This window comes from Collinsella aerofaciens ATCC 25986 (genome assembly GCF_964237925.1).
Taxonomy (GTDB): Bacteria; Actinomycetota; Coriobacteriia; order Coriobacteriales; family Coriobacteriaceae; genus Collinsella; species Collinsella aerofaciens_BJ.
In genome coordinates this window covers 15,282-34,012 of record NZ_CAXSKI010000009.1, presented here as the reverse complement: position 1 = coordinate 34,012, position 18,731 = coordinate 15,282, and the positions used below count along the sequence as shown (strand labels likewise).

Sequence of the window (18,731 nt, the reverse complement as noted above, 5' to 3'; positions counted from 1 at the left end):
AAGCGAAATATCGCTACTTGGAAAGCTCGTCGGCGAGGACCTCGATCTGAGCGCGCGAGGCGTCGTTGAGCGAGCCCAGCACGGTCACCTTGTTCTGCGCCAAGGTGATGTCCTTCATGCCCTCGAGCTCCTTGGCCATAACCTTGGCAGCGGTGGGCGCCCAGGAGCCGGCCTCGACGAGTGCCACCGTACGGTTCTGATAGGCGTGCTCGGCAAGCGTATGGATAAAGGTGCTCATGAACGGGAAGATCTCACCCTGATAGGTGATGGAAGCGAGCACCAGACGGTCGTAGCGGAACGCATCCTCAACGGCCTCGGCCATGTCGTCGCGAGCCAGGTCAAAGACGGAGACCTTCTGGCCGCGAGCCTCAAGCGCTGCGGCGAGCTCCTCGACGGCAGCCTTCAGATGGCCATACACACTCGCATAGGCGATCGTGATGCCCTCGTCCTCGGGCTGATAGCTCGACCAGGTGTTATAGGTGTCGAGGTAATAGCCCAGGTTCTCGGTCAGTACGGGGCCGTGGAGCGGACAGATGATCTGAATGTCCAGGTCGGCGGCCTTCTTGAGGACGGCCTGCACGAACTTGCCGAACTTACCGACGATGCCAAAGTAGTAACGGCGCGCTTCGCAAGCCCAGCCCTCGGGATCCTCGATGTCGTTGGCGCCAAACTTGCCAAAACCGTCGGCACTAAAGAGCACCTTGTCGGTGGACTCGTAGGAGAAGAGCACCTCGGGCCAGTGAACATTGGGGGCACCGACAAAGGTTAGGCTGTGGCCGCCCAGGTCGAGCACGTCGCCATCTTTGACGACCATCTTGCGCTCGGGGAAGTCGGTGCCAAAGTAGTTGACCATCATACGGAAGGCGCCCATGCTGGCAACAATCTGCGCCTGGGGATAGCGCTCCATAAAGGCGGCGATGCCGGCGGAGTGATCGGGCTCCATGTGATGGACGATCAGGTAGTCGGGCGTGCGGCCATCGAGCACGGCCTCGAGGTTGCCGAGCCACTCGTCAACAAAACCGCCGTCGACTGAATCGGCGACAGCGATCTTTTCGCCCAAGATAACGTAGCTGTTGTATGCCATGCCGTTCTCGGACACATCGTACTGGCCCTCGAACAGGTCAATGTCGTGATCGTTAACGCCAATGTAGCGGATATCCTTGGTGATCTCCATCAGGCAAAGCCTCCTAGATAGACAAAAGAGCCCGTCTATCATAGCACTCGTCTTCATAGCCACGGCTATCTGCCAGCATCCTTATCGATTGTTATTGAGGCGGAATATATCGCCATTGACCTGCAAAAACTATGTGCGCGGAGCTGCCGTGGTATGTCGAACGATAAGCTGGCCGGGAATACGAATGGCAACGGTTTTGTCCGTTGCCCCCGCCTTGGGAACCGCGTGCTCGAACACCTCGCGTCCACGCTGATGCAAATCGAATCGAACGGTCGTGAGCTCGTTGTGTGCCACAAAATCATCGAGCGAATCGTCGACGCCCACCACGCTCACGTCCTCGGGCACGCGCAGACCGCTATCGCGCAGCGCTGCAATCGCGCCATTTGCCATCTGGTCGTTTGCCGCGTAAATCGCCGTCATGGTGCGATCGTGCTCGGCCAGGTACCTGCCGGCCTCGTAGCCGCTGTTGGCAGACCAGTCGCCCTCGAGCGGCTCTGCCGGCTCGATGTGTTTACGCTCGAGTGCATCCTGCCAACCGGCGCGACGAAATTGCTCGTCGACCGAGAATGACGGGCCGCCAATATAGCGAATCTGCTCGTGCCCTAGCTCAAACAGGTGATCCATAAGCAATAGCGAGCAGCCGTAATGGTCGGAATCGACCGTGGTCACCCGCGGGTGCGCGTACATGGTAACGATGACCGTGCCAATGCCCGGCAGTGGATCAAACGTCTCAAAATCGGGCGCCATGCGACTCATACCGATGATGATGCCGTCCACCGGCAATGCGGCCATACGACGCGTGGCCTCGGCAAGCGAAAACTCCTCGGTCTTGGACATCTCGACCAGCGTGATGGCGCAATTATGCTCGCGAGCAGCGCTGGCGATGCCGTCGATCATTGAGAGGTTGCCAAACTTGGTGACATCGTTGACGCACAGGCCGACCGAATGATAACGGCCGTCGCGCAGCGAGCGACCGGCATAACTCGGACGAAAGCCGAGCTTTTGCATAGCGGCCTGCACGCGCTGGCGCGTCTGCTCGTTAACGTTAGGCAAGCCGTTGGCGACGCGCGAAACCGTCTGCTGCGAAACGCCGGCAGCGCGGGCGACGTCGGCCATGGAGACCGGACGCGAACTGGTATCGTTGGACGGGCGCCTTGCCACAGGATCACCTTCACCCTTGCGAGATCTGAATAGCGTGAATGCCGGCCCGGGCAGAAATACATCCCGCGCCGAGGCCCGCTATCGTCGGACGCATGTTAACGTACTCTACTTTTTCTATCTGCATCTCTTCTGCTTTATAAGTCCATACGGCAGTACCGTTCACGGCTGAATTTCTACCGATTACCAGATTCTCAAAAAGTGATAAGCGATGTGTTATGAGTACGTTAACATAGCCCGTAACGTGCGGTATTGTGAACACTTGGTTCATGCCGCTTCAAGTTGTTAACGTACTCATAACGACGCAAAACCCACCCGTGCGCGCCAAGGAAAGGACTCCCATGACCACCCCCGACGAAAAGACATTCGCCACGCTCACCAAGCTGTTCGAGGAGGAGTTTGGCCCCATCGGCGACCGCCAGGTGCTCTACGTGCATGCGCCCGGCCGTTCCGAGATCAGCGGCAACCACACCGACCACGAGGGTGGCCACGTTATCGCCGGCTCGCTCGATGTCGCCGTCGACGGCATCGCCGTGGCAACCGATTCCAACAAGGTTCGCGTAGCCGACGAGGGCTATCCCACGTTTGAAATCGCGCTCGACACGCTAGACGTTCAGGAGTCCGAGAAGGGCACGTCCGCAAGCCTCGTCCGCGGCATGGCACACGAGATCGCAGCCCTTGGCGTTGAGCCCCACGGCTTCGACTTCGCCTTCACCTGCTCCGTCCCCTCGGGCGGCGGCCTTTCCAGCTCTGCCGCCGTCGAGGCCGCATACGGCCGCGCCATGGAGACGCTCTGGGGCGCGCCCGCCATCGAGCCCGTCACGCTCGCTCAGATGAGCCAGCGCACCGAGAACAGCTACTACGGCAAGCCCTGCGGTCTGATGGACCAGGCTGCCGTGTGCCTGGGCGGCCTCGCCTACATGGACTTTGAGGATCAGGCCCAGCCTAAAACCCAGAAGCTCGAGCTCAACTTTGAGGATCACGGCTATGCGCTCGTGCTCGTTAAAGTGGGCGCCGACCATGTGGCAGCTACCGACGACTACGCCGCCGTTCCGCGCGAGATGCAGGACGTCGCCGCCGAGTTTGGCAAGGCACGCCTATGCGAGGTAAACGTGGCCGACTTTGACGCCAAACTCCCCGAGCTGCGCGCCAAGCTGGGCGACCGTGCTTGCCTGCGCGCCGTTCACTACTGGTACGAAAACGGCCTGGTCGACAAGCGCTGGGCTGCCCTGAACGCCGGCGACATCGATCAGTTCCTGGTCCTGACGCGCGAATCCGGCGCCAGCTCTGCCATGTACCTGCAGAATGTCATTGCCAAGCTGGGTTCCGAGCAGCCTTCGATGTATGCCCTGGCACTGGCCGAGCATGTACTCGACGGCCGTGGCGCCGTTCGTATTCACGGCGGCGGCTTCGGCGGCACCATCCAGGCCTTCGTGCCGCTCGATCTGGTCGACACTTTCATTGCCAAGATGAACGGCTGGCTGGGCGAGGGTTCTGCCCGCCACTACGCTATCTCTGACAAGGGGGCTTACGCGGCATGGCTGTAATGACTGACGTGCGCGAGGCCGCGCAGAACCTGATCGAGTACGCTATCCACCGATCGATGATCGGCCAGGACGATCGCATCTGGGCGTATAACACCATTCTCGAGTGCATCGGTGCTACGGGCCCGGCGCTCGACATGGCCTGGGCGCTCCAGGCCGAAAAACTCTCGCTCTTGCACCCCGACACCCTGCCCAACTTTGACCTTGAAGGCACACTTGCCGCGCTTGCCGAGGCGGCTGTTGCCAACGGCGCCGCCGAGGACACGGCATCGGGCCGCGACCGCATCGCCATGCGCATCATGGGCGCGCTCATGCCAAGGCCTTCGGTTGTAAACGAGGAGTTCAACGGACGCATGGGCGTCAACGAGCCCCGCGCCGCGACCGACTGGTTCTACGGCCTGTGCTGCGACGCCGGCTACGTGCGCCGTGCCGCCATCGCGCGCAACATCAAATGGAGCACCCCCACCAACTGGGGCGACCTCGAGATTACCATCAACCTGTCAAAGCCCGAAAAGGACCCGCGCGATATTGCCGCGGCCGGCGCCGCCAAAAACACGGGCGAGAAGTATCCCGCCTGCCAGCTCTGCATCGAAAACGAAGGCTATCCCGGACGCTCCGCTGCAGCCGACGGCGGCGCCCATCCCGCCCGCCAGAATCTGCGCGTTATCCCCATTAAGCTCGACGGCGAGCGCTGGGGCTTCCAATACAGCCCGTACGCGTACTTTAACGAGCACTGCATTGCCATGAGCTCCGAGCATCGCCCTATGCACGTTGACCGCAAGGGCCTGACGTGCCTGCTCGATTTTGTGGACCTGTTCCCGCACTACTTCATTGGCTCCAACGCCGACCTGCCCATCGTGGGCGGCTCGATTCTGTCGCACGACCACTTCCAGGGCGGCGCGCACGAGTTCCCCATGATGCACGCCGCCGAGGTCTCGCAGTTTAGCGTGCCGGGCTTTGACCAGGTCATCGGTACCGTGTTACAGTGGCCGCTTTCGGTGCTGCGACTACGATCGCACGACCGCGCCCAGCTGCTCGACGCCGCCGAGAAGATTATCCTTGCCTGGCGCGAGTGGACCGATGAGTCGGTTGGCGTCATCGCACACACGGCCGACGGCGTGGCCCACAACACCGTGACGCCCGTCATCCGCCGCGTCGACTCCCGCGGCAACGCCGGCGGCGAAATCTACGAGGCCTACCTGGCGCTTCGCTGCAACATCACGACCGACGAGCATCCGCTGGGCGTATTCCATCCGCATGCTGAGTACCACCACATCAAAAAGGAGAACATCGGCCTGATCGAGGTCATGGGCCTGGCCATTTTGCCGCCGCGCTTGGTTCCCGAGCTCGGCGCTGTCCGCGAGCACCTGCTGGCGGCCAAGGCAGATGCCAGCTACGACCTTGCCGGCGCGCTCGAGGGCGACGACCTTTGCCGCAGCCACGCCGCATGGGCTGAGGACGTCTTTGCCCGCCGCGCCGACGAGCTTACGGCCGACAACGCCATCGACATCCTGCACGAAGAGGTCGGCGTGGTGTTTGGCCACGTGCTCGACAACGCCGGCGTCTTTAAGTGGGACGAGGCAGGACGCGCCGCCCAACAGCGCTTTATCGACTCGCTATAGCATGCGAGCTCGAACGCACGCACTCAACAAATAGCGTCTACACGACAACGGCGCCCGCCGGCAACATCACCGACGGGCGCCGTTTTTGAGTGTAGTCATTGGGGTCATTCTTAAGGGGCGTTCTTAAACGACTAGTCATTAAAGAGCGTCCCCAATGACTATTTGCGACCAAGGCAACGCCGGTGTCTTGGCAACGACAGCGAAAACGCCCCTAAGCGAGCAAGGTGACGTGAAAGAGGAGGGCATTGACCTTTTGGTCATGCCCGACGATTGAACGTCAGATTGCCGCTTAGGGGCGTTTGCAGCGTCGCGCCGTTACGCGGTTTGGTAAAACCGCGTAACCCTACAGTTCAGTCACGACAACGCTGTTGTAGACCTCGTCCCAGCGGTCCATGACCAGGTGGCCGGTCTTGGGATCCATGGCGTTGAGCTTGCCGCAGGCATTGGCAGTCTTGAGCACCGTAACGTCGTTGGCGCCAGCAGCAATCGCATGCGCAAAGCCGGCGATGGTCGAGTCACCGGAACCCGTCGCGTTCACAGCCGCAATCGCGGGCGTCTTGGCGCGGAACGCGCGACCCTCATGGAAGCCCACCGAACCGGCAGCGCCCATCGAAACGACGACCCAGGGAATACCGGCAAAGCGGTCATCGGCGGCAAGCGCCTCGCGCAGGGCATCGACATCATCGGTCGTAAAGGACGTACCCAGCAGACCGTTAATCTCGGTCAGGTTGGGCTTTACGAGCTCAGGCTTAGCGTCGGACTCCAGCGCGGCCTCCAGCGATGCACCCGAGGTGTCGAGCAGCACCTTGGCGCCCGCCTTCTCGGCGATCTTGACGAGCTCGGCATAGTAGCCGGCATCGACGCCACGCGGCAGCGAGCCCGAAAGCGTCACAACGTCCGCCTTCGCTGCAAGCTCGGCAAACTTGGCCGTAAAGGCCTCGAGCTCGGCCGGGGCGATCTGCGGGCCGCTCTCCAAAAGCTCGGTCTGATTACCCTCGTGCAGAATATTCAGGCAAATGCGCGTCTCACCGGCGATGGGCACAAAGTCGTTCTTGACGCCGTCGGCATCCATAAGCTCGGCCATATAGGCACCCATGTGGCCGCCGAGCAGACCGGTCGCGAGCACATCGTCGCCCAACTGCAGCAGCACACGGCTCACGTTGAGGCCCTTGCCGCCAGCGGTCTTTTCGGGCGTCACACGGTTAACATCGTCGATGATCAGCTTGTCGAGCTGATAGCGCGTATCAATCGACGGGTTCATGGTAACGGTCAGAATCATATTGAACTCCTGTTTCCGGGGCACGACACGCGCGGCCCCAAACATACGATAGCTCGTTAAAGGATCTCGATCTCAAAGCCGCGGGTAACGGTCTCCCCCGGCTTGGCCACCAGGCAGCCGCGCTTGTGCTCCAGAATATCGTCCTCGTCGGAGCAGGTGGACAGGCCGCCCCACGGTTCCACGGCCACAAAGTCCCCCTCGGGCTTGCTCCACACAATCAGGTACGGCATATCGGGGAACGTCAGGCGCACGCCCTTGTCCTCGGTTTTCTTGGTAAGCGTAACCACGCGGCTCTCGAGCACGTCAAAGATGGTCTCTGCGAAGTCAAAGAGTTCGTGGGTCAGCGGCAGGTCATGGCCAACCATCGGGTTCTTGCTGCGATGCTCAACATCAATCAGGCCCGTCGAGGGAACGGCAGTACAGAGCTCGGCGGCCTCGCGCTGCTCAAAACGGAGCTCGTAGTCGTCATAGGACTCGCCCTCGTCAAGCGGGCACTTAAAGCCAGGGTGACCGCCCACAAAGAACGGCATGTCCTCGGTGCCCTCATTGGTCACCTCGTACGACACGGCCACCTTCTCCGCATCGATCGTGTAACGAGCAACGATCTTAAACGGATACGGGTACTGCTCGAGCAACTCGGCATGGTCGGCAGAGCTTAGGCTCAGCGCGACCATGTTGTCGCCCTGCCCCTCGAGCTTCCACTCCTGTTTGCGAGCAAAGCCGTGACGGGCGAGCTTAACCTCGCGGCCGCCCATGGTCATTGCGCGACCGTCACGAAGGCCGCCGCAGATCGGGAAACAAATGGGTGCCTGGCCCGACCAGACCGCCGGGTCACCCTGCCACAGGTACTCACGGCCGTTGGCCGTAATAGAAGTGAACGATCCGCCAGCCGTGCTCAGTGCTACGCGGATAGAACCGTTATCAAGAACAAACTCCATAGGAGCCTTCCCTTTCTTACGACAGCCCGCCAAGTCAATAGGGCTGATAGAAAACCGGCTCGCGCCCCCTCACAGAAACGCGAGCCGTCAACGGACTAGTTAATTACGCCGGATACCCGCTAATCGTGGTATTCGCCGCGGTCCCACTTCTCGAGGAACTCGTCAAAGAAGTGCGGGTCAGCCTGAGCCTCGGCATCGGCCTTATTGCAGGCATCGATCTTGGCGATCAGGGCATCGTGCTCGGGGGTCTTCTCGTAGGGCTCCTCCAGGAAGGCAAGCATGATATCGGCCATCAGGAACTCGCCGGTGATCTTGCCGCCAAAGCCCACGATGTTGGCGTTGAGCTCGCGACGGGCATACAGGGCAGAGGTCATATCGCGGACCAGGGCGCAGCGGGCGCCGGGAACCTTGTTGACGGCGTTGGTGATGCCGATGCCGGTGCCGCACAGGGCCACGCCAAAATCGGCCTTGCCGCTGGCGACAGCCTCGCCCACGGCCTTACCGTAGATGGGATAGTGCGTACGGGTGTGGCTGTAGGTGCCGCAGTCGAGCACCTTGTAGCCAGCCTGCTCCAGGCGGTCGGCCAGATAGATCTTCTCGTCCGTAACGATATGGTCGCAACCGATTGCGATGGTCTTCTTCATCAGAACGTCCTTTCGTCTGAATTCACAAGTTGAGGTAGAAGTTCGAGTTCTCGGTGGCTCTCGTTAGGCCATCTTGTTGAGCATGTCGACACGGATCTGGTGACGGCCGCCGGCGTACTGGGCACGCAGGAACTCGCGGGCGATCTTCTTGGCGACCTCGGTGCCCACAACGCCCGGGCCCATGGTGACCATGCGCGAGCCGTTGTGCTCGCGGGTCATGTAAGCGGAACGCTCGTCGGAAATGTTGGCGACGACCATGCCCTTGATCTTGACGGCGGCCATATAGGAGCCGACGCCGTACTTATCGAATGCGAAGCCCTGGGAATCCTTGTGCTCCAGCAGGTCCTTGGCAACGGCGGTCGCGGAATCGACAAAGTCCGCGGCAGGGGTCTCGGAATAGTCGACGACCTCGTGACCGTCGGCGATGAGCATCTCCTTGATGGACTCCTTCATCGACATACCGTCGGCATCGGAAGCGATTACAACCCTCATGACATCCTCCTTGAGAGATACGCAGGTGCGTAGTTTCTGTTTGGAAGTGTTGAATCGCGTTCAGGTCCGGGCATCTGAATGTGCGGTTCTTCACTGTTCATGTTTATTTGAACACATTCGAACATCAACTGCAAGAATTATTTGTTTGTCTTTGTTCTTTTTTGAACAAATACCGTTCGCGGATGATTGCTGACCGTTTGGAATCGGGGAAAGCCCACCCTGCCACGTATTCAACAAACAAAAGGGCGGCCGAGAACGTGTCTCGGCCGCCCTTCGGCGGTATTCCCCGGTATATACAGCTGTTTTAGCTACTCGGACTGCCCGCCCTTTTTGGCGTGCTTGGACGGAGCGCTCAGAAAGCGACCCGTCAAATAGTTCGCCGGGCCGGAAATATCAATCCCCAGCAGGGTGTGCCCCAGCCACAAAAACGCCGCGAGCACCAGCAATGGAATCACGCACGAGGTCACGATCATCACGATGACGCCTTCGATAAGGTCGGTCACCTGCTGCACGATCTCGTCGGTCATCTGCTTGGCACCACTGGTTACCGACGTGACCAGGCTTGAGGCACCGTCGGCAAGCTGCTCAAGCACGTTCTTGGACTCTGTGGACTCGGTCTTTTTCTTGCTTGCTTTGGAGCTATCACTATTTGCCGTACCCGCAGCGTCGGCCGCCTTTTGCTCGGCCGCTTCGATGCTCACTCGATACGTTTCGTCGACCTTTTGCGACACCCATACGCTTGCAGGCACCAACGCCATGCCGATCGTGGCGACCACCAGCACGCGAGTCGCCACGCGGCGCAGGACGGCGCTGGTGCTCCAGCGCCCGTGAATGCCGAGCGACACCGCAAGGAGCACCAGCGCAAACGGGATCAGGATGCCCAGGCCAACCGACCACAAAATGGTCAGCAGGTATTTCTCGAGGTAGAGCACGGCAAGCACGATGCCCAAGTTACCCGAAAGCTGCGCGAGCTGCTCGGCAACCGGCGTTCCCGTATCGCCCGGCAGCGCAGTGATACCCGCAGATAGGGCGACGCACGAGGTCGTGAGCGCCAAAACATTGCCCTTCTTTTGATCGATGACCTCGATGGTGGAGTCCCAAGTCTTGGTATCGGCGAAATGCGGACGAGCTACAAAGCCCGACAGCAGCGCCAGTACCACGAGCGCAACGATAAAGCCAATCTGCAGCTTTTTGTTTGCGCACACGACATCGGACAGACTGGGCTGCAGCTCGGTTACCGTCGTGTGCTCGGTTATCTGGACAGGACGCCCATGAGCCATCTCGTGCGCGTCTCTTTTTTGTATTGACCCGTTATCCGGCATTTGGATACCTCCTCAGTCCGGGGCTTAATGCGAAAGGAAGTATACCCACCGAGCAAAAAACGAACGGGAAGACGAACAGAGCGCACCAAGACTGTCCCCAATGACTATCTCCGGATGAGTTGCGGTGGAATAGGGATTGTTTTGCGCCCGCCGGCCCCTATTCAGTCCCCATTTCACCGCAACTTGGAGGAGGACAGAAAAAGCTCTGCCGCGGGTAGCGGCAGAGCTTTTGGAAGGGGACTTGATTGTGCGGACTCGTTAGGCGAGCTTGGCCTCGAGCTCGGCGATGCGCTTGTAAGCATCGATGGTAAAGCGGGCCTGCTTCTCCAGAATCATAGTGGTCATGAGAGTGTCCTGAGCGTGAGCCATGATGAAGGTCATCTCCATCTCGCCACCGCCGGCCTCCTGCGAAAGCAGCTTGGTCTGCGTGTCGTGGGCACCGATGAGCGCATCGCTGGCATCCTTGTGCAGCTGTTCGGCCTTCTCAAAGTCACCCTCGCGAGCAGCATCGAGCGCTGCAAGCAGATCGGTCTGGGCGTCACCTGCATATGCGACAATCTCGAATCCAACCATCGAGATTTCTTCTTTGGTTGCCATATTGCGTTCCTTTCACATATGAACCAATGGAGAGCATCGCGTCCGGGCATACGCGCTGCGTTGTGTATGACAGAAACAATAACATTCAAACAAAAAAGAACAGCGTAAAACGTAATTTCGAGCTATGAACGGTCGCTTTTCGCCCGTGAACGGTTTTTAAACCAATCTGAACAATATCGAACACAATTAGCGGCAACCCAAACAGACCTGCGCCCTAGCGTACATCGCGCACCGTATCGCCCTCGACGAGCACGCCCGGAAACAGCATGTGCTCCACACCGGGCGCAACGCCCTCGGCGCCGGCAATCTTGTCGACCGCCCACATGCCGACGCGCTTGTTGTCAAAGCGCACCGTGGTCAGGCGACGGTCGGGCACGATATCGCCCAGGCTGTCATCAACACCCACCACACTCACGTCCTGGGGCACGCGCTTTCCGCGCGACTCGAGCCCGCGAATGCAGCCGTAGGCCATGGCGTCGTTGGAAGCATAAATGGCCGTACAGGTCGGATCATCCGCCAGGGCCTGACCTGCGGCATATCCGCTCTGCGCCGTCCAATCGCCACGGATAAGTCGCGGTGGCTCAATGCCATGCGCGCGCAATGTCTCGCGCCAGCCTTCCTCGCGCCGCATGCCCGAAAGCGAGCGCTCGGGACACGAGATAAAGTGCACGGTCTTGTGCCCCCGCCCCAGCAAGTACTCGACCACCTGGCGCGAGCAATCGAACTGGTCGTTATCGACCGTTGAACAGAGCGGGTGCTCCAGCATCGTAACGAGCACCGTCTGCATGCCGGGCAGCGGCTCGAAGGTGCCAAAGTCCGCCGGCATGCGATTCATGATCACGACCATGCCATCCACCGGCAGCGCGCTCATGCGCGACGATGCGCTCTCGAGGGTATAGGGATGTCCATCTACTTTAGTGAGGGTGATGGCATAGCCATGTTTGTCGGCCGCGGCGGCAAAGCCCTCCATACGGTCGAGGTTGCCGGTACCGGTAATGTTGAACATGGCGACGCCGACGGTCTTAAACTTGCCACGGCGCAGCGATCGACCGGCGAAATTGGGGCGATACCCCAGCTCGCGCATGGCGGCACGCACGCGTTCCTTGGTCTCGGGGCGCACACTGGGCGAATCGTGCACGGTGCGCGAGACCGTCTGCTCCGAGACGCCCGCGAGGCGCGCCACGTCTTTGACGGATACCGATTTTTTAACAGCGGCCATAGGTCGATCTTTCTATGTCAACGATGCCATTGGTGGCACCCTACGCAGTCAAATGAAACGTCTTCAAGTATATCTAACGCCTCCCCCACCATACGCTCACCACCCAAAACCTACCGTTCACCGACATTTTTGCTTCCCCGAACGGCTTTTGTCGCCCAAATGTTAACGTTGCCATTGTGCAAACACAGAGCCACCGGGCGGCTCAAACGTTTACGCGTAAGGAATCGACGGTTCGCAGGCACAGGAACCACCGGTTCGCGTCTTTTTTTGTGTCACAAAATGGCAACGTCAACATTTTGGCAACCGAACGTCAAAAGCTACCATCGTTGCTAACCCACCGACTCTTAGGAGCATTGCATGGAGCAACTCATCGCCATCATCGAAAAGGGCCAGCCCTTTTTCAACGCGATCGCCCGCAACAAGTACCTCAAGGCGATCCGCGACGGCTTTATCTCCGTCATCCCCATCATCATCTTCTCGTCCATCTTCTGCCTGGTAGCCTCGGTCCCCAACATCTGGGGTTTCTACTGGCCCGATGACATCAACAACGCTCTGTGGAAGTGCTACAACTACTCCATGGGCATCCTGGCCATCGCCTGCGCCGCCACCACAGCCAAGCACTTCGCCGACGCTCAGAACCGCGACCTGCCCAAGAATAACCAGATTAACTTTATCTCATGCATGTGCGCGGCCATCATCGGCTTCTTGCTCCTTTCGAGCGACACGGTCGCCACGGACGCCGCCAGCGGCTTCAACACCACCTACCTTGGTTCCAAGGGCCTGCTGACCGCCTTCATCGCTGCGTTTGTGACCGGCATCATCTACAAGTTCTTCATTAAGCGCAACATCACCGTCAAGATGCCCGAGCAGGTTCCGCCCAACATCTCGCAGACCTTTAAGGACATCATCCCCTTCTCCGTCTGCATCACCGTCTTTTGGGTTTTTGACATCGTCTTCCGCGCTGCTTTTGGCTTCTGCTTTGCCCAGGGCGTCATCCAAGTGTTCCAGCCCCTGTTCACCGCTGCCGATGGCTACATCGGCCTCGCTGTGATCTACGGCGCCATGAGCCTCTTCTGGTTCGTGGGCGTCCACGGCCCCTCGATCGTCGAGCCCGCCATCGCCGCCGCTCTCGTTGCCAACATGACCGACAACCTGGCTGCGTTCCAGGCTGGCCAGCACGCTTCCGCTGTCCTGACCCAGGGTGCCCAGTACTTCGTCGTCTGCATGGGCGGCACCGGCGCCACGCTCGTCCTGGTCTTTATGTTCTGCTTCCTGGCCAAGTCTCAGGAGATGCGCGCCGTCGGTAAGGCCGCCATCGTCCCCGTCTGCTTTGCCGTCAACGAGCCGCTGCTGTTCGCCGCGCCCATCGTGCTCAACCCCGTCTTCTTTGTCCCGTTTGTCTTTGCCCCGATCGCCAACATCTGGATCCTCAAGATCTTTATCGACTTCTTGGGCATGAACGGCTTTATGTACACCCTGCCCTGGACTGTCCCCGGCCCCATCGGCACCATCATGGGCCTGGGCTTCCAGCCGCTCGCCTTTGTGATGCTCGCCCTTATCCTGGTCGTCGACTTCGTTCTGTACTACCCGTTCTTCCGTGCCTACGACGCCCAGAAGTGCGCCGAGGAGGCCGAGATTTCCCAGGAGGAGCTCGCCGCCAAGAACGCCGAGAAGGCCGCCAAGCTCAACGATGCCTTCCAGGGCAAGGCCGATGCCAAGAGCGTTGCCGCCGGCGCTGCTGCCGAGGCCGTGAAGGCCGACGCTCCCGCCGTTGTCGCCACTGAGACAACGGCCGCCAGTGACCTCAACGGCAAGCGCGTGCTCGTGCTCTGCCAGGGTGGCGGCACCTCGGGCCTGCTCGCCAACGCGCTGGCCAAGGCCGCCAAAGAGCGCGGCATCAATCTTGAGACCGCTGCCGAGGCCTATGGCAACCACGTTGACATGCTTCCCGACTTTGACCTGGTCGTCCTGGCCCCGCAGGCCGCAAGCTACCTGGCCGACCTGCAGAAGGACTGCGAGCGCGTGGGCAACAAGTGCGTCGCCTGCCGCGGCAAGCAGTACATCGAGCTCTCCCAGAACGGCGATAAGTCTCTCGCCTTCGTCTCCGAGCAGCTTTCGAAGTAAGTAACGCTCAGGGCCAGCCGACCATCCAAGACCGGCTGGTCCTTCGATTTAAACGATTGGATCATCATGTCCGTTAACCCCGCTAGCGTCACCAACCCGCCTGCGCAGTTTCCCGAGGGCTTTGTCTTTGGCGGCGCCACTGCTGCTTACCAGGTAGAGGGCGAGACCCGCACCCACGGTAAGGGCAAAGTCGCCTGGGACGACTTCTTGGAGGCCCAGGGGCGCTTTTCCCCCGATCCCGCTTCGGACTTCTACAACCAGTACCCCGTCGACTTGGAGCTGTGCGAGGAGTTCGGTATCAACGGCATCCGCCTCTCCATCGCCTGGAGCCGCATCTTCCCCAACGGTACCGGCGAAATCAACCCCGAGGGTGTCCAGTTCTACCACGACCTCTTCGCCGAGTGCCACAAGCACCACGTTGAGCCGTTTGTCACGCTGCATCACTTCGATACGCCGCTGTCCCTCTTTGAGAAGGGCGACTTCCTCAACCGCGAGACCATCGACGCCTTTGTGGACTTTGCCACCTTCTGCTTTAAGGAGTACGCCGACCAGGTGACCTACTGGTTCACCTTTAACGAGATCTGGGCCGACGCCTCCAACACCTACATCGAGGGCACCTTCCCCGGTGGCGTCAAGGCGCATCTGGCCGAGGCTTTCCAGTGCGAGCACAACATGATGCTCGCCCACGCCAAGGCCGTGCTGGCCTTCCACAACGGCGGCTTTAAGGGCAAGATCGGCGTCATCCAGTCGCTGGAGTTTAAGTATCCGCTCAACGAGAACGACCCCGCCGACATCAAAGCCGCCAACAACGAGCACGTGCTGCAGAACCAGTTCTTGCTCGACGCCACCTTCCGCGGCGACTATGCCCCCGACACCCTCGAGTGCGCCAACCGCCTGGCTGCCGTCTCGGGCGGCACCATCGAGATCCTGGACGAGGATCTGGAAATCATGCGCGAGGCCGCGCTCTACAACGACTACCTGGGCGTTAACAACTACCAGTGCCGTTTTTTGAAGGCTTACGATGGCGAGAACGACCTGCACCACAACGGTACGGGCGAGAAGGGCACCGGCCGCTGGCGCGTTAAGGGTATTGGCGAGCATGTGAACAAGCCTGGTATCCCCACCACCGACTGGGACTGGATCATCTATCCCGAGGGCCTGTTCGATCTGCTCGTCTACATTAAGCAGCGCTACCCCAACTACAAGCAGATCTTCATCACCGAGAACGGCATGGGCTACAAGGACCCCTACAAGGACGGTTTTGTGGACGACCAGCCGCGCATCGACTACATCGAGCAGCACCTGCGCTGGTTGCTCAAGGCCATGGAGGTGGGTGTCAACGTGGGCGGCTACTTCCTGTGGAGCCTGCAGGATCAGTTCTCCTGGACCAATGGCTACAACAAGCGTTACGGCTTCTTCTACGTTGACTTTGAAACCCAGAAGCGCACGCCCAAGGCAAGCGCATACTGGTATAAGCACGTGGCGCAGACCCGTCGTCTGGACTAGCGGCTTGCGACGAGCGGTTGGCGGAGTTGCACCGCCCACATAACCTGTCCCCATTTCTCAGCCGGGGGCGGCACGTCACACGGCGAGCCGCCCCCGACCTTTTTGTTCAGGTCGGAAGCCGTTCGTCTCAATCTGTAACATCTAGCTGAGTTTTTTGGTCCTAGCTGTTACAGATTGAGACGAACAGGATTGCTCTTTCCGAAGAATCTAAATCTGTAACACGTAGCCCGCTTTTGACCGTCTACCTGTTACAAATCGAGACAAACGGAGTAGGACCTAACCCCGTATGTCCCTAACAGTCGAGCGTTCGACCAGCGTGCTCGGCACATGAATCGCCTCGATAGACGAGCTCTCTCCAATCGCCGCCTCAAACGCAAGCTTACCGACACCGCGCAAATCAAATCGCAGCGTCGTCAGCCGATTGTGAGGAACAAGTCCCTCGAGTGCGTCGTCGATACCAACCACGCTCACGTCGTCGGGCACGGACAGGCCCGCGTTCTCGAGCGCGGCGATAACGCCCAGCGCCATCTGGTCATTTGCCGCAAGCACGGCAGTCGGCGCCTGCGACCCGCCGGCAAGCACCTCGGCCGCAATCCGCTCGCCCATGGCGTACCCACTGTCCGCACTCCAATCGCCACGCAGCATCGGAGCGGCATCGACATGAGCACGACCCAGCGTATCGCGCCAACCGGCCTCACGAAAACGCGAGGAAATCGAGTTTTCCGGACCCGCCACAAACCGCATATTCGAGTGACCATGTTCCAGCAGATAATTGGTCAACAGCTCGCACGAACCATACTGGTCGGAGTCGATCGTCGTGCAGCGCGGATGCGCATACATGGACAGGATGACCGTTCGCATTCCCGGCTGGGGAACAAACTCCTCAAAATCGGGAGCCATGCGGTTCATGTTGAGAATCATGCCGTCGACGGGTCGCTCGACCATGCGGCGCGAGGCATCGGCAAGTGCATAGGGCTTGTCGCCGCCCATCTCGATCATAGTGACGGCAAAATCGTGCTCGCGCGCCGCTTGCATGATACCCTCGAGCGTCGCCAGGTTACCGACACGTGTGATGTTGTACATGCACAGGCCAATAGAACGATACGACCCGCCGCGCAACGCCGCTCCAGCAAAATTGGGACGAAAGCCCAGCTCTTCCATGGCGGCCAGCACACGCTTGCGCGTCTTTTCCGCCACGTTGGGCATACCGTTGACCACGCGAGACACAGTCTGGCGGCTCACGCCAGCGAGCGCCGCAACCTCTGCCGCGCTCGCCGAACGACCATTCCTTGTCTGCTGATCCATGCCTTCCACGCTAACCTGCTTCCCAACTATTCCCCGCGCCCATGGCGCATCGTACATACATTGATAACGTGCTCATGATACCCGAGCCATATACCACAACATGAAAACTTCTGTCAATCAAAACCGCTTACCGAACAAATACAACCGTTCGCGGCTGTTTGAAGTTGTTTTGTTTCTATACATCCCAGCCGGATGTTAACGTGCTCATTGTCAAATGTTCACGTGCTCATTTTGGTTCTAATCATTTTAAGATAGTGTTTATCGGGCTTTTTCACCGCTGAACGCTAACCAGGGAGCCTCCTAAGCGCAAACGCACAATATCGAACAGCGAGACGAGAGGGTGTATGCATATGTCTTTGCTAAACCGCGTACAGCAGCTGCCGAAGGGCTTTGTTTGGGGCGCCGCAACCGCCGCGTACCAAACGGAAGGTTCCACGAAGGTGGCAGGCAAGGGTAAGACCATGTGGGACGATTACCTTGTCGCCCAGGGTCGCTTTTTGCCCGACCCGGCCAGTGATTTCTACAACCGCTACGAGGAGGATATCCGCCTTTCTGCCGAGCATGGACTCAACGCCATCCGTGTGTCCATCGCCTGGACCCGCATCTTCCCCAACGGCGACGATGCCGAACCCCTCGCCGAGGGCGTTAAGCACTACCACGAGCTGTTCGCCTGCTGCAAAAAGTATGGCGTCGAGCCCTATGTGTCCCTGCATCACTTTGACTCCCCCGCCGCCCTGTTCAACCAGGGCGACTGGCTCAACCGCAAGACCGTCGACGCCTATGTGCGCTATGCCGAGTTCTGCTTCCGCGAGTTCCGCGAGGTCAAGAATTGGTTCACCATCAACGAGCTCATCAGCCTCTCGCACTCCCAATACATCCAAGGCAACTTCCCGCCCAACCATCACTTTGATGTGACGAGCGGCATCCAGAGCCAGCACAACGAGCTCGTTGCCCACGCCCGCGCCGTCAACCTGTATAAGGATCTTGACGAGACCGAGCACCTGGGCGGACGCATTGGCATGGTCAACGTCCTGACGCCGGCATATCCTGCCACCGACTCGCCCGCCGACCAGCACGCCGCCGACCTGTACAACGCCTTCTACACCGACTTCATCATGGACGGCGCCTTCCTGGGTCACTACTCCGCGCGCACCCTCTCACTCATCAACGAGATTCTGCGTGCCAACAACGCCACACTTACGGTTGAGGACAGCGACATGGAGGAGCTCGCCAAGGCGGCGCCCCGCAACGATATGTTCGGCCTCAACTACTATCAGTCGGCGTTTATCGCCGCCTACGATGGCGAGTCAACCAACAGCTTTAACGGCACCGGAGACAAGGGCACCTCGTGCTTTAAGTTTAAGGGCGTCGGGCAGCAGGTCGATATGCCGGGTATCCCCACCACCGACTGGGATTGGCTCATCTACCCGCAAGGCCTCTACGACACGCTCAAGCACATCAGCGCCACCTATCCCAACCTCCCCGTCATCTATATCACCGAAAACGGCCTGGGCCACAAGGACCCCGAGCCCGACGCAAACGGCATCGTCGCCGATCCCGAGCGCATCGACTTTGTCGACCAGCACATGGAGAAGGTGCTCCAGGCGCGCGCCGAGGGCGTCGACGTCCAGGGCTACTTTATCTGGAGCCTGCAGGACCAGTTCTCGTGGGCCAATGGCTATAACAAGCGCTACGGCCTGTTCTACATCGACTTCGACACGCAAAAACGCTACATCAAGCAGTCGGCACTCTGGTACAAGGAGCTCGCCGACACTATGGCGGACGCGCAGTAGCGCATCGCCTCGCT

Annotated in this window: 15 protein-coding genes; 5 read left to right on the top strand and 10 right to left on the bottom strand. The window is 59.8% G+C overall.

Annotated elements, in window-relative coordinates; translation table 11 throughout:
* Positions 1–13: 13 nt before the first annotated feature.
* Positions 14–1,174, bottom strand: a complete 1,161-nt coding sequence (locus ACESWY_RS05810; protein WP_175406075.1) for an FprA family A-type flavoprotein — start codon at positions 1,172–1,174, stop codon at positions 14–16.
* 129 nt (positions 1,175–1,303) lie between these two features.
* Entirely contained in the window at positions 1,304–2,290 is a 987-nt protein-coding gene (locus ACESWY_RS05805; protein ID WP_052044120.1) for a LacI family DNA-binding transcriptional regulator, read from the bottom strand.
* A gap of 383 nt (positions 2,291–2,673) precedes the next feature.
* Here ACESWY_RS05805 and ACESWY_RS05800 point away from each other — a divergent pair, with 383 nt between their 5' ends.
* Both ACESWY_RS05800 and ACESWY_RS05795 read left to right on the top strand, forming a co-directional pair.
* Positions 2,674–3,879, top strand: a complete 1,206-nt coding sequence (locus ACESWY_RS05800; protein WP_271732096.1) for a galactokinase — start codon at positions 2,674–2,676, stop codon at positions 3,877–3,879.
* Positions 3,870–5,498, top strand: a complete 1,629-nt coding sequence (locus ACESWY_RS05795; protein ID WP_217495577.1) for a UDP-glucose--hexose-1-phosphate uridylyltransferase — start codon at positions 3,870–3,872, stop codon at positions 5,496–5,498. Before ACESWY_RS05800 ends, ACESWY_RS05795 begins: the two co-directional genes overlap by 10 nt.
* Before the next feature lie 343 nt (positions 5,499–5,841).
* Here the strand turns inward: ACESWY_RS05795 and ACESWY_RS05790 are convergent, their stop codons facing one another.
* From ACESWY_RS05790 to ACESWY_RS05760, 7 genes are all read right to left on the bottom strand, one after another.
* The gene (locus ACESWY_RS05790; RefSeq protein WP_373202170.1) at positions 5,842–6,777 is read right to left on the bottom strand and encodes a hexose kinase; all 936 of its coding nucleotides are present in this window, start codon (positions 6,775–6,777) and stop codon (positions 5,842–5,844) included.
* A 56-nt stretch (positions 6,778–6,833) separates the two neighbouring features.
* Positions 6,834–7,715, bottom strand: a complete 882-nt coding sequence (locus ACESWY_RS05785; RefSeq protein ID WP_373093290.1) for an aldose 1-epimerase family protein — start codon at positions 7,713–7,715, stop codon at positions 6,834–6,836.
* A 119-nt stretch (positions 7,716–7,834) separates the two neighbouring features.
* Positions 7,835–8,359, bottom strand: coding sequence for a galactose-6-phosphate isomerase subunit LacB (gene lacB / locus ACESWY_RS05780; RefSeq protein WP_006234831.1), 525 nt, complete (start codon positions 8,357–8,359; stop codon positions 7,835–7,837).
* 63 nt (positions 8,360–8,422) lie between these two features.
* The gene (gene lacA / locus ACESWY_RS05775; RefSeq protein WP_006234830.1) at positions 8,423–8,851 is read right to left on the bottom strand and encodes a galactose-6-phosphate isomerase subunit LacA; all 429 of its coding nucleotides are present in this window, start codon (positions 8,849–8,851) and stop codon (positions 8,423–8,425) included.
* Positions 8,852–9,159: 308 nt separating this feature from the next.
* On the bottom strand, positions 9,160–10,131 hold the full coding sequence (locus ACESWY_RS05770) for a hypothetical protein (protein ID WP_138113293.1): 972 nt from the start codon (positions 10,129–10,131) through the stop codon (positions 9,160–9,162).
* Positions 10,132–10,431: 300 nt separating this feature from the next.
* The gene (locus ACESWY_RS05765) at positions 10,432–10,770 is read right to left on the bottom strand and encodes a PTS lactose/cellobiose transporter subunit IIA (RefSeq protein ID WP_055252615.1); all 339 of its coding nucleotides are present in this window, start codon (positions 10,768–10,770) and stop codon (positions 10,432–10,434) included.
* 214 nt (positions 10,771–10,984) lie between these two features.
* Positions 10,985–11,989: a LacI family DNA-binding transcriptional regulator gene (locus ACESWY_RS05760; RefSeq protein ID WP_373093286.1), complete on the bottom strand. Its 1,005-nt coding sequence runs from the start codon at positions 11,987–11,989 to the stop codon at positions 10,985–10,987.
* A 357-nt stretch (positions 11,990–12,346) separates the two neighbouring features.
* Between ACESWY_RS05760 and ACESWY_RS05755 the strand changes: the two genes are divergently transcribed.
* Entirely contained in the window at positions 12,347–14,113 is a 1,767-nt protein-coding gene (locus ACESWY_RS05755) for a PTS transporter subunit EIIC (RefSeq protein ID WP_373093284.1), read from the top strand.
* Between the two features lie 66 nt (positions 14,114–14,179).
* Entirely contained in the window at positions 14,180–15,619 is a 1,440-nt protein-coding gene (lacG, locus tag ACESWY_RS05750) for a 6-phospho-beta-galactosidase (protein WP_373093282.1), read from the top strand.
* Positions 15,620–15,895: 276 nt separating this feature from the next.
* Here the strand turns inward: lacG (ACESWY_RS05750) and ACESWY_RS05745 are convergent, their stop codons facing one another.
* Positions 15,896–16,924 carry a LacI family DNA-binding transcriptional regulator gene (locus ACESWY_RS05745; protein ID WP_368141375.1) on the bottom strand — a complete coding sequence of 343 codons (1,029 nt, stop codon included), beginning with the start codon at positions 16,922–16,924 and terminating at the stop codon, positions 15,896–15,898.
* Positions 16,925–17,274: 350 nt separating this feature from the next.
* On the opposite strand from ACESWY_RS05745, the gene lacG (ACESWY_RS05740) reads away from it, so the two are divergent.
* Complete coding sequence (gene lacG, locus ACESWY_RS05740; RefSeq protein ID WP_022094683.1) at positions 17,275–18,717, top strand: 6-phospho-beta-galactosidase; 1,443 nt, start codon at positions 17,275–17,277, stop codon at positions 18,715–18,717.
* The last annotated feature ends 14 nt before the right edge of the window (positions 18,718–18,731 follow it).

Bases quoted from the DNA above. Each gene is read 5' to 3' on its own strand.
- ACESWY_RS05810 (WP_175406075.1), bottom strand. From the start codon at position 1,174: ATGGAGATCACCAAGGATATCCGCTACATTGGCGTTAACGATCACGAC.
- ACESWY_RS05805 (WP_052044120.1), bottom strand. From the start codon at position 2,290: ATGGCCGACGTCGCCCGCGCTGCCGGCGTTTCGCAGCAGACGGTTTCG.
- ACESWY_RS05800 (WP_271732096.1), top strand. From the start codon at position 2,674: ATGACCACCCCCGACGAAAAGACATTCGCCACGCTCACCAAGCTGTTC.
- ACESWY_RS05795 (WP_217495577.1), top strand. From the start codon at position 3,870: ATGGCTGTAATGACTGACGTGCGCGAGGCCGCGCAGAACCTGATCGAG.
- ACESWY_RS05790 (WP_373202170.1), bottom strand. From the start codon at position 6,777: ATGATTCTGACCGTTACCATGAACCCGTCGATTGATACGCGCTATCAG.
- ACESWY_RS05785 (WP_373093290.1), bottom strand. From the start codon at position 7,715: ATGGAGTTTGTTCTTGATAACGGTTCTATCCGCGTAGCACTGAGCACG.
- lacB (WP_006234831.1), bottom strand. From the start codon at position 8,359: ATGAAGAAGACCATCGCAATCGGTTGCGACCATATCGTTACGGACGAG.
- lacA (WP_006234830.1), bottom strand. From the start codon at position 8,851: ATGAGGGTTGTAATCGCTTCCGATGCCGACGGTATGTCGATGAAGGAG.
- ACESWY_RS05770 (WP_138113293.1), bottom strand. From the start codon at position 10,131: ATGGCTCATGGGCGTCCTGTCCAGATAACCGAGCACACGACGGTAACC.
- ACESWY_RS05765 (WP_055252615.1), bottom strand. From the start codon at position 10,770: ATGGCAACCAAAGAAGAAATCTCGATGGTTGGATTCGAGATTGTCGCA.
- ACESWY_RS05760 (WP_373093286.1), bottom strand. From the start codon at position 11,989: ATGGCCGCTGTTAAAAAATCGGTATCCGTCAAAGACGTGGCGCGCCTC.
- ACESWY_RS05755 (WP_373093284.1), top strand. From the start codon at position 12,347: ATGGAGCAACTCATCGCCATCATCGAAAAGGGCCAGCCCTTTTTCAAC.
- lacG (WP_373093282.1), top strand. From the start codon at position 14,180: ATGTCCGTTAACCCCGCTAGCGTCACCAACCCGCCTGCGCAGTTTCCC.
- ACESWY_RS05745 (WP_368141375.1), bottom strand. From the start codon at position 16,924: ATGGATCAGCAGACAAGGAATGGTCGTTCGGCGAGCGCGGCAGAGGTT.
- lacG (WP_022094683.1), top strand. From the start codon at position 17,275: ATGTCTTTGCTAAACCGCGTACAGCAGCTGCCGAAGGGCTTTGTTTGG.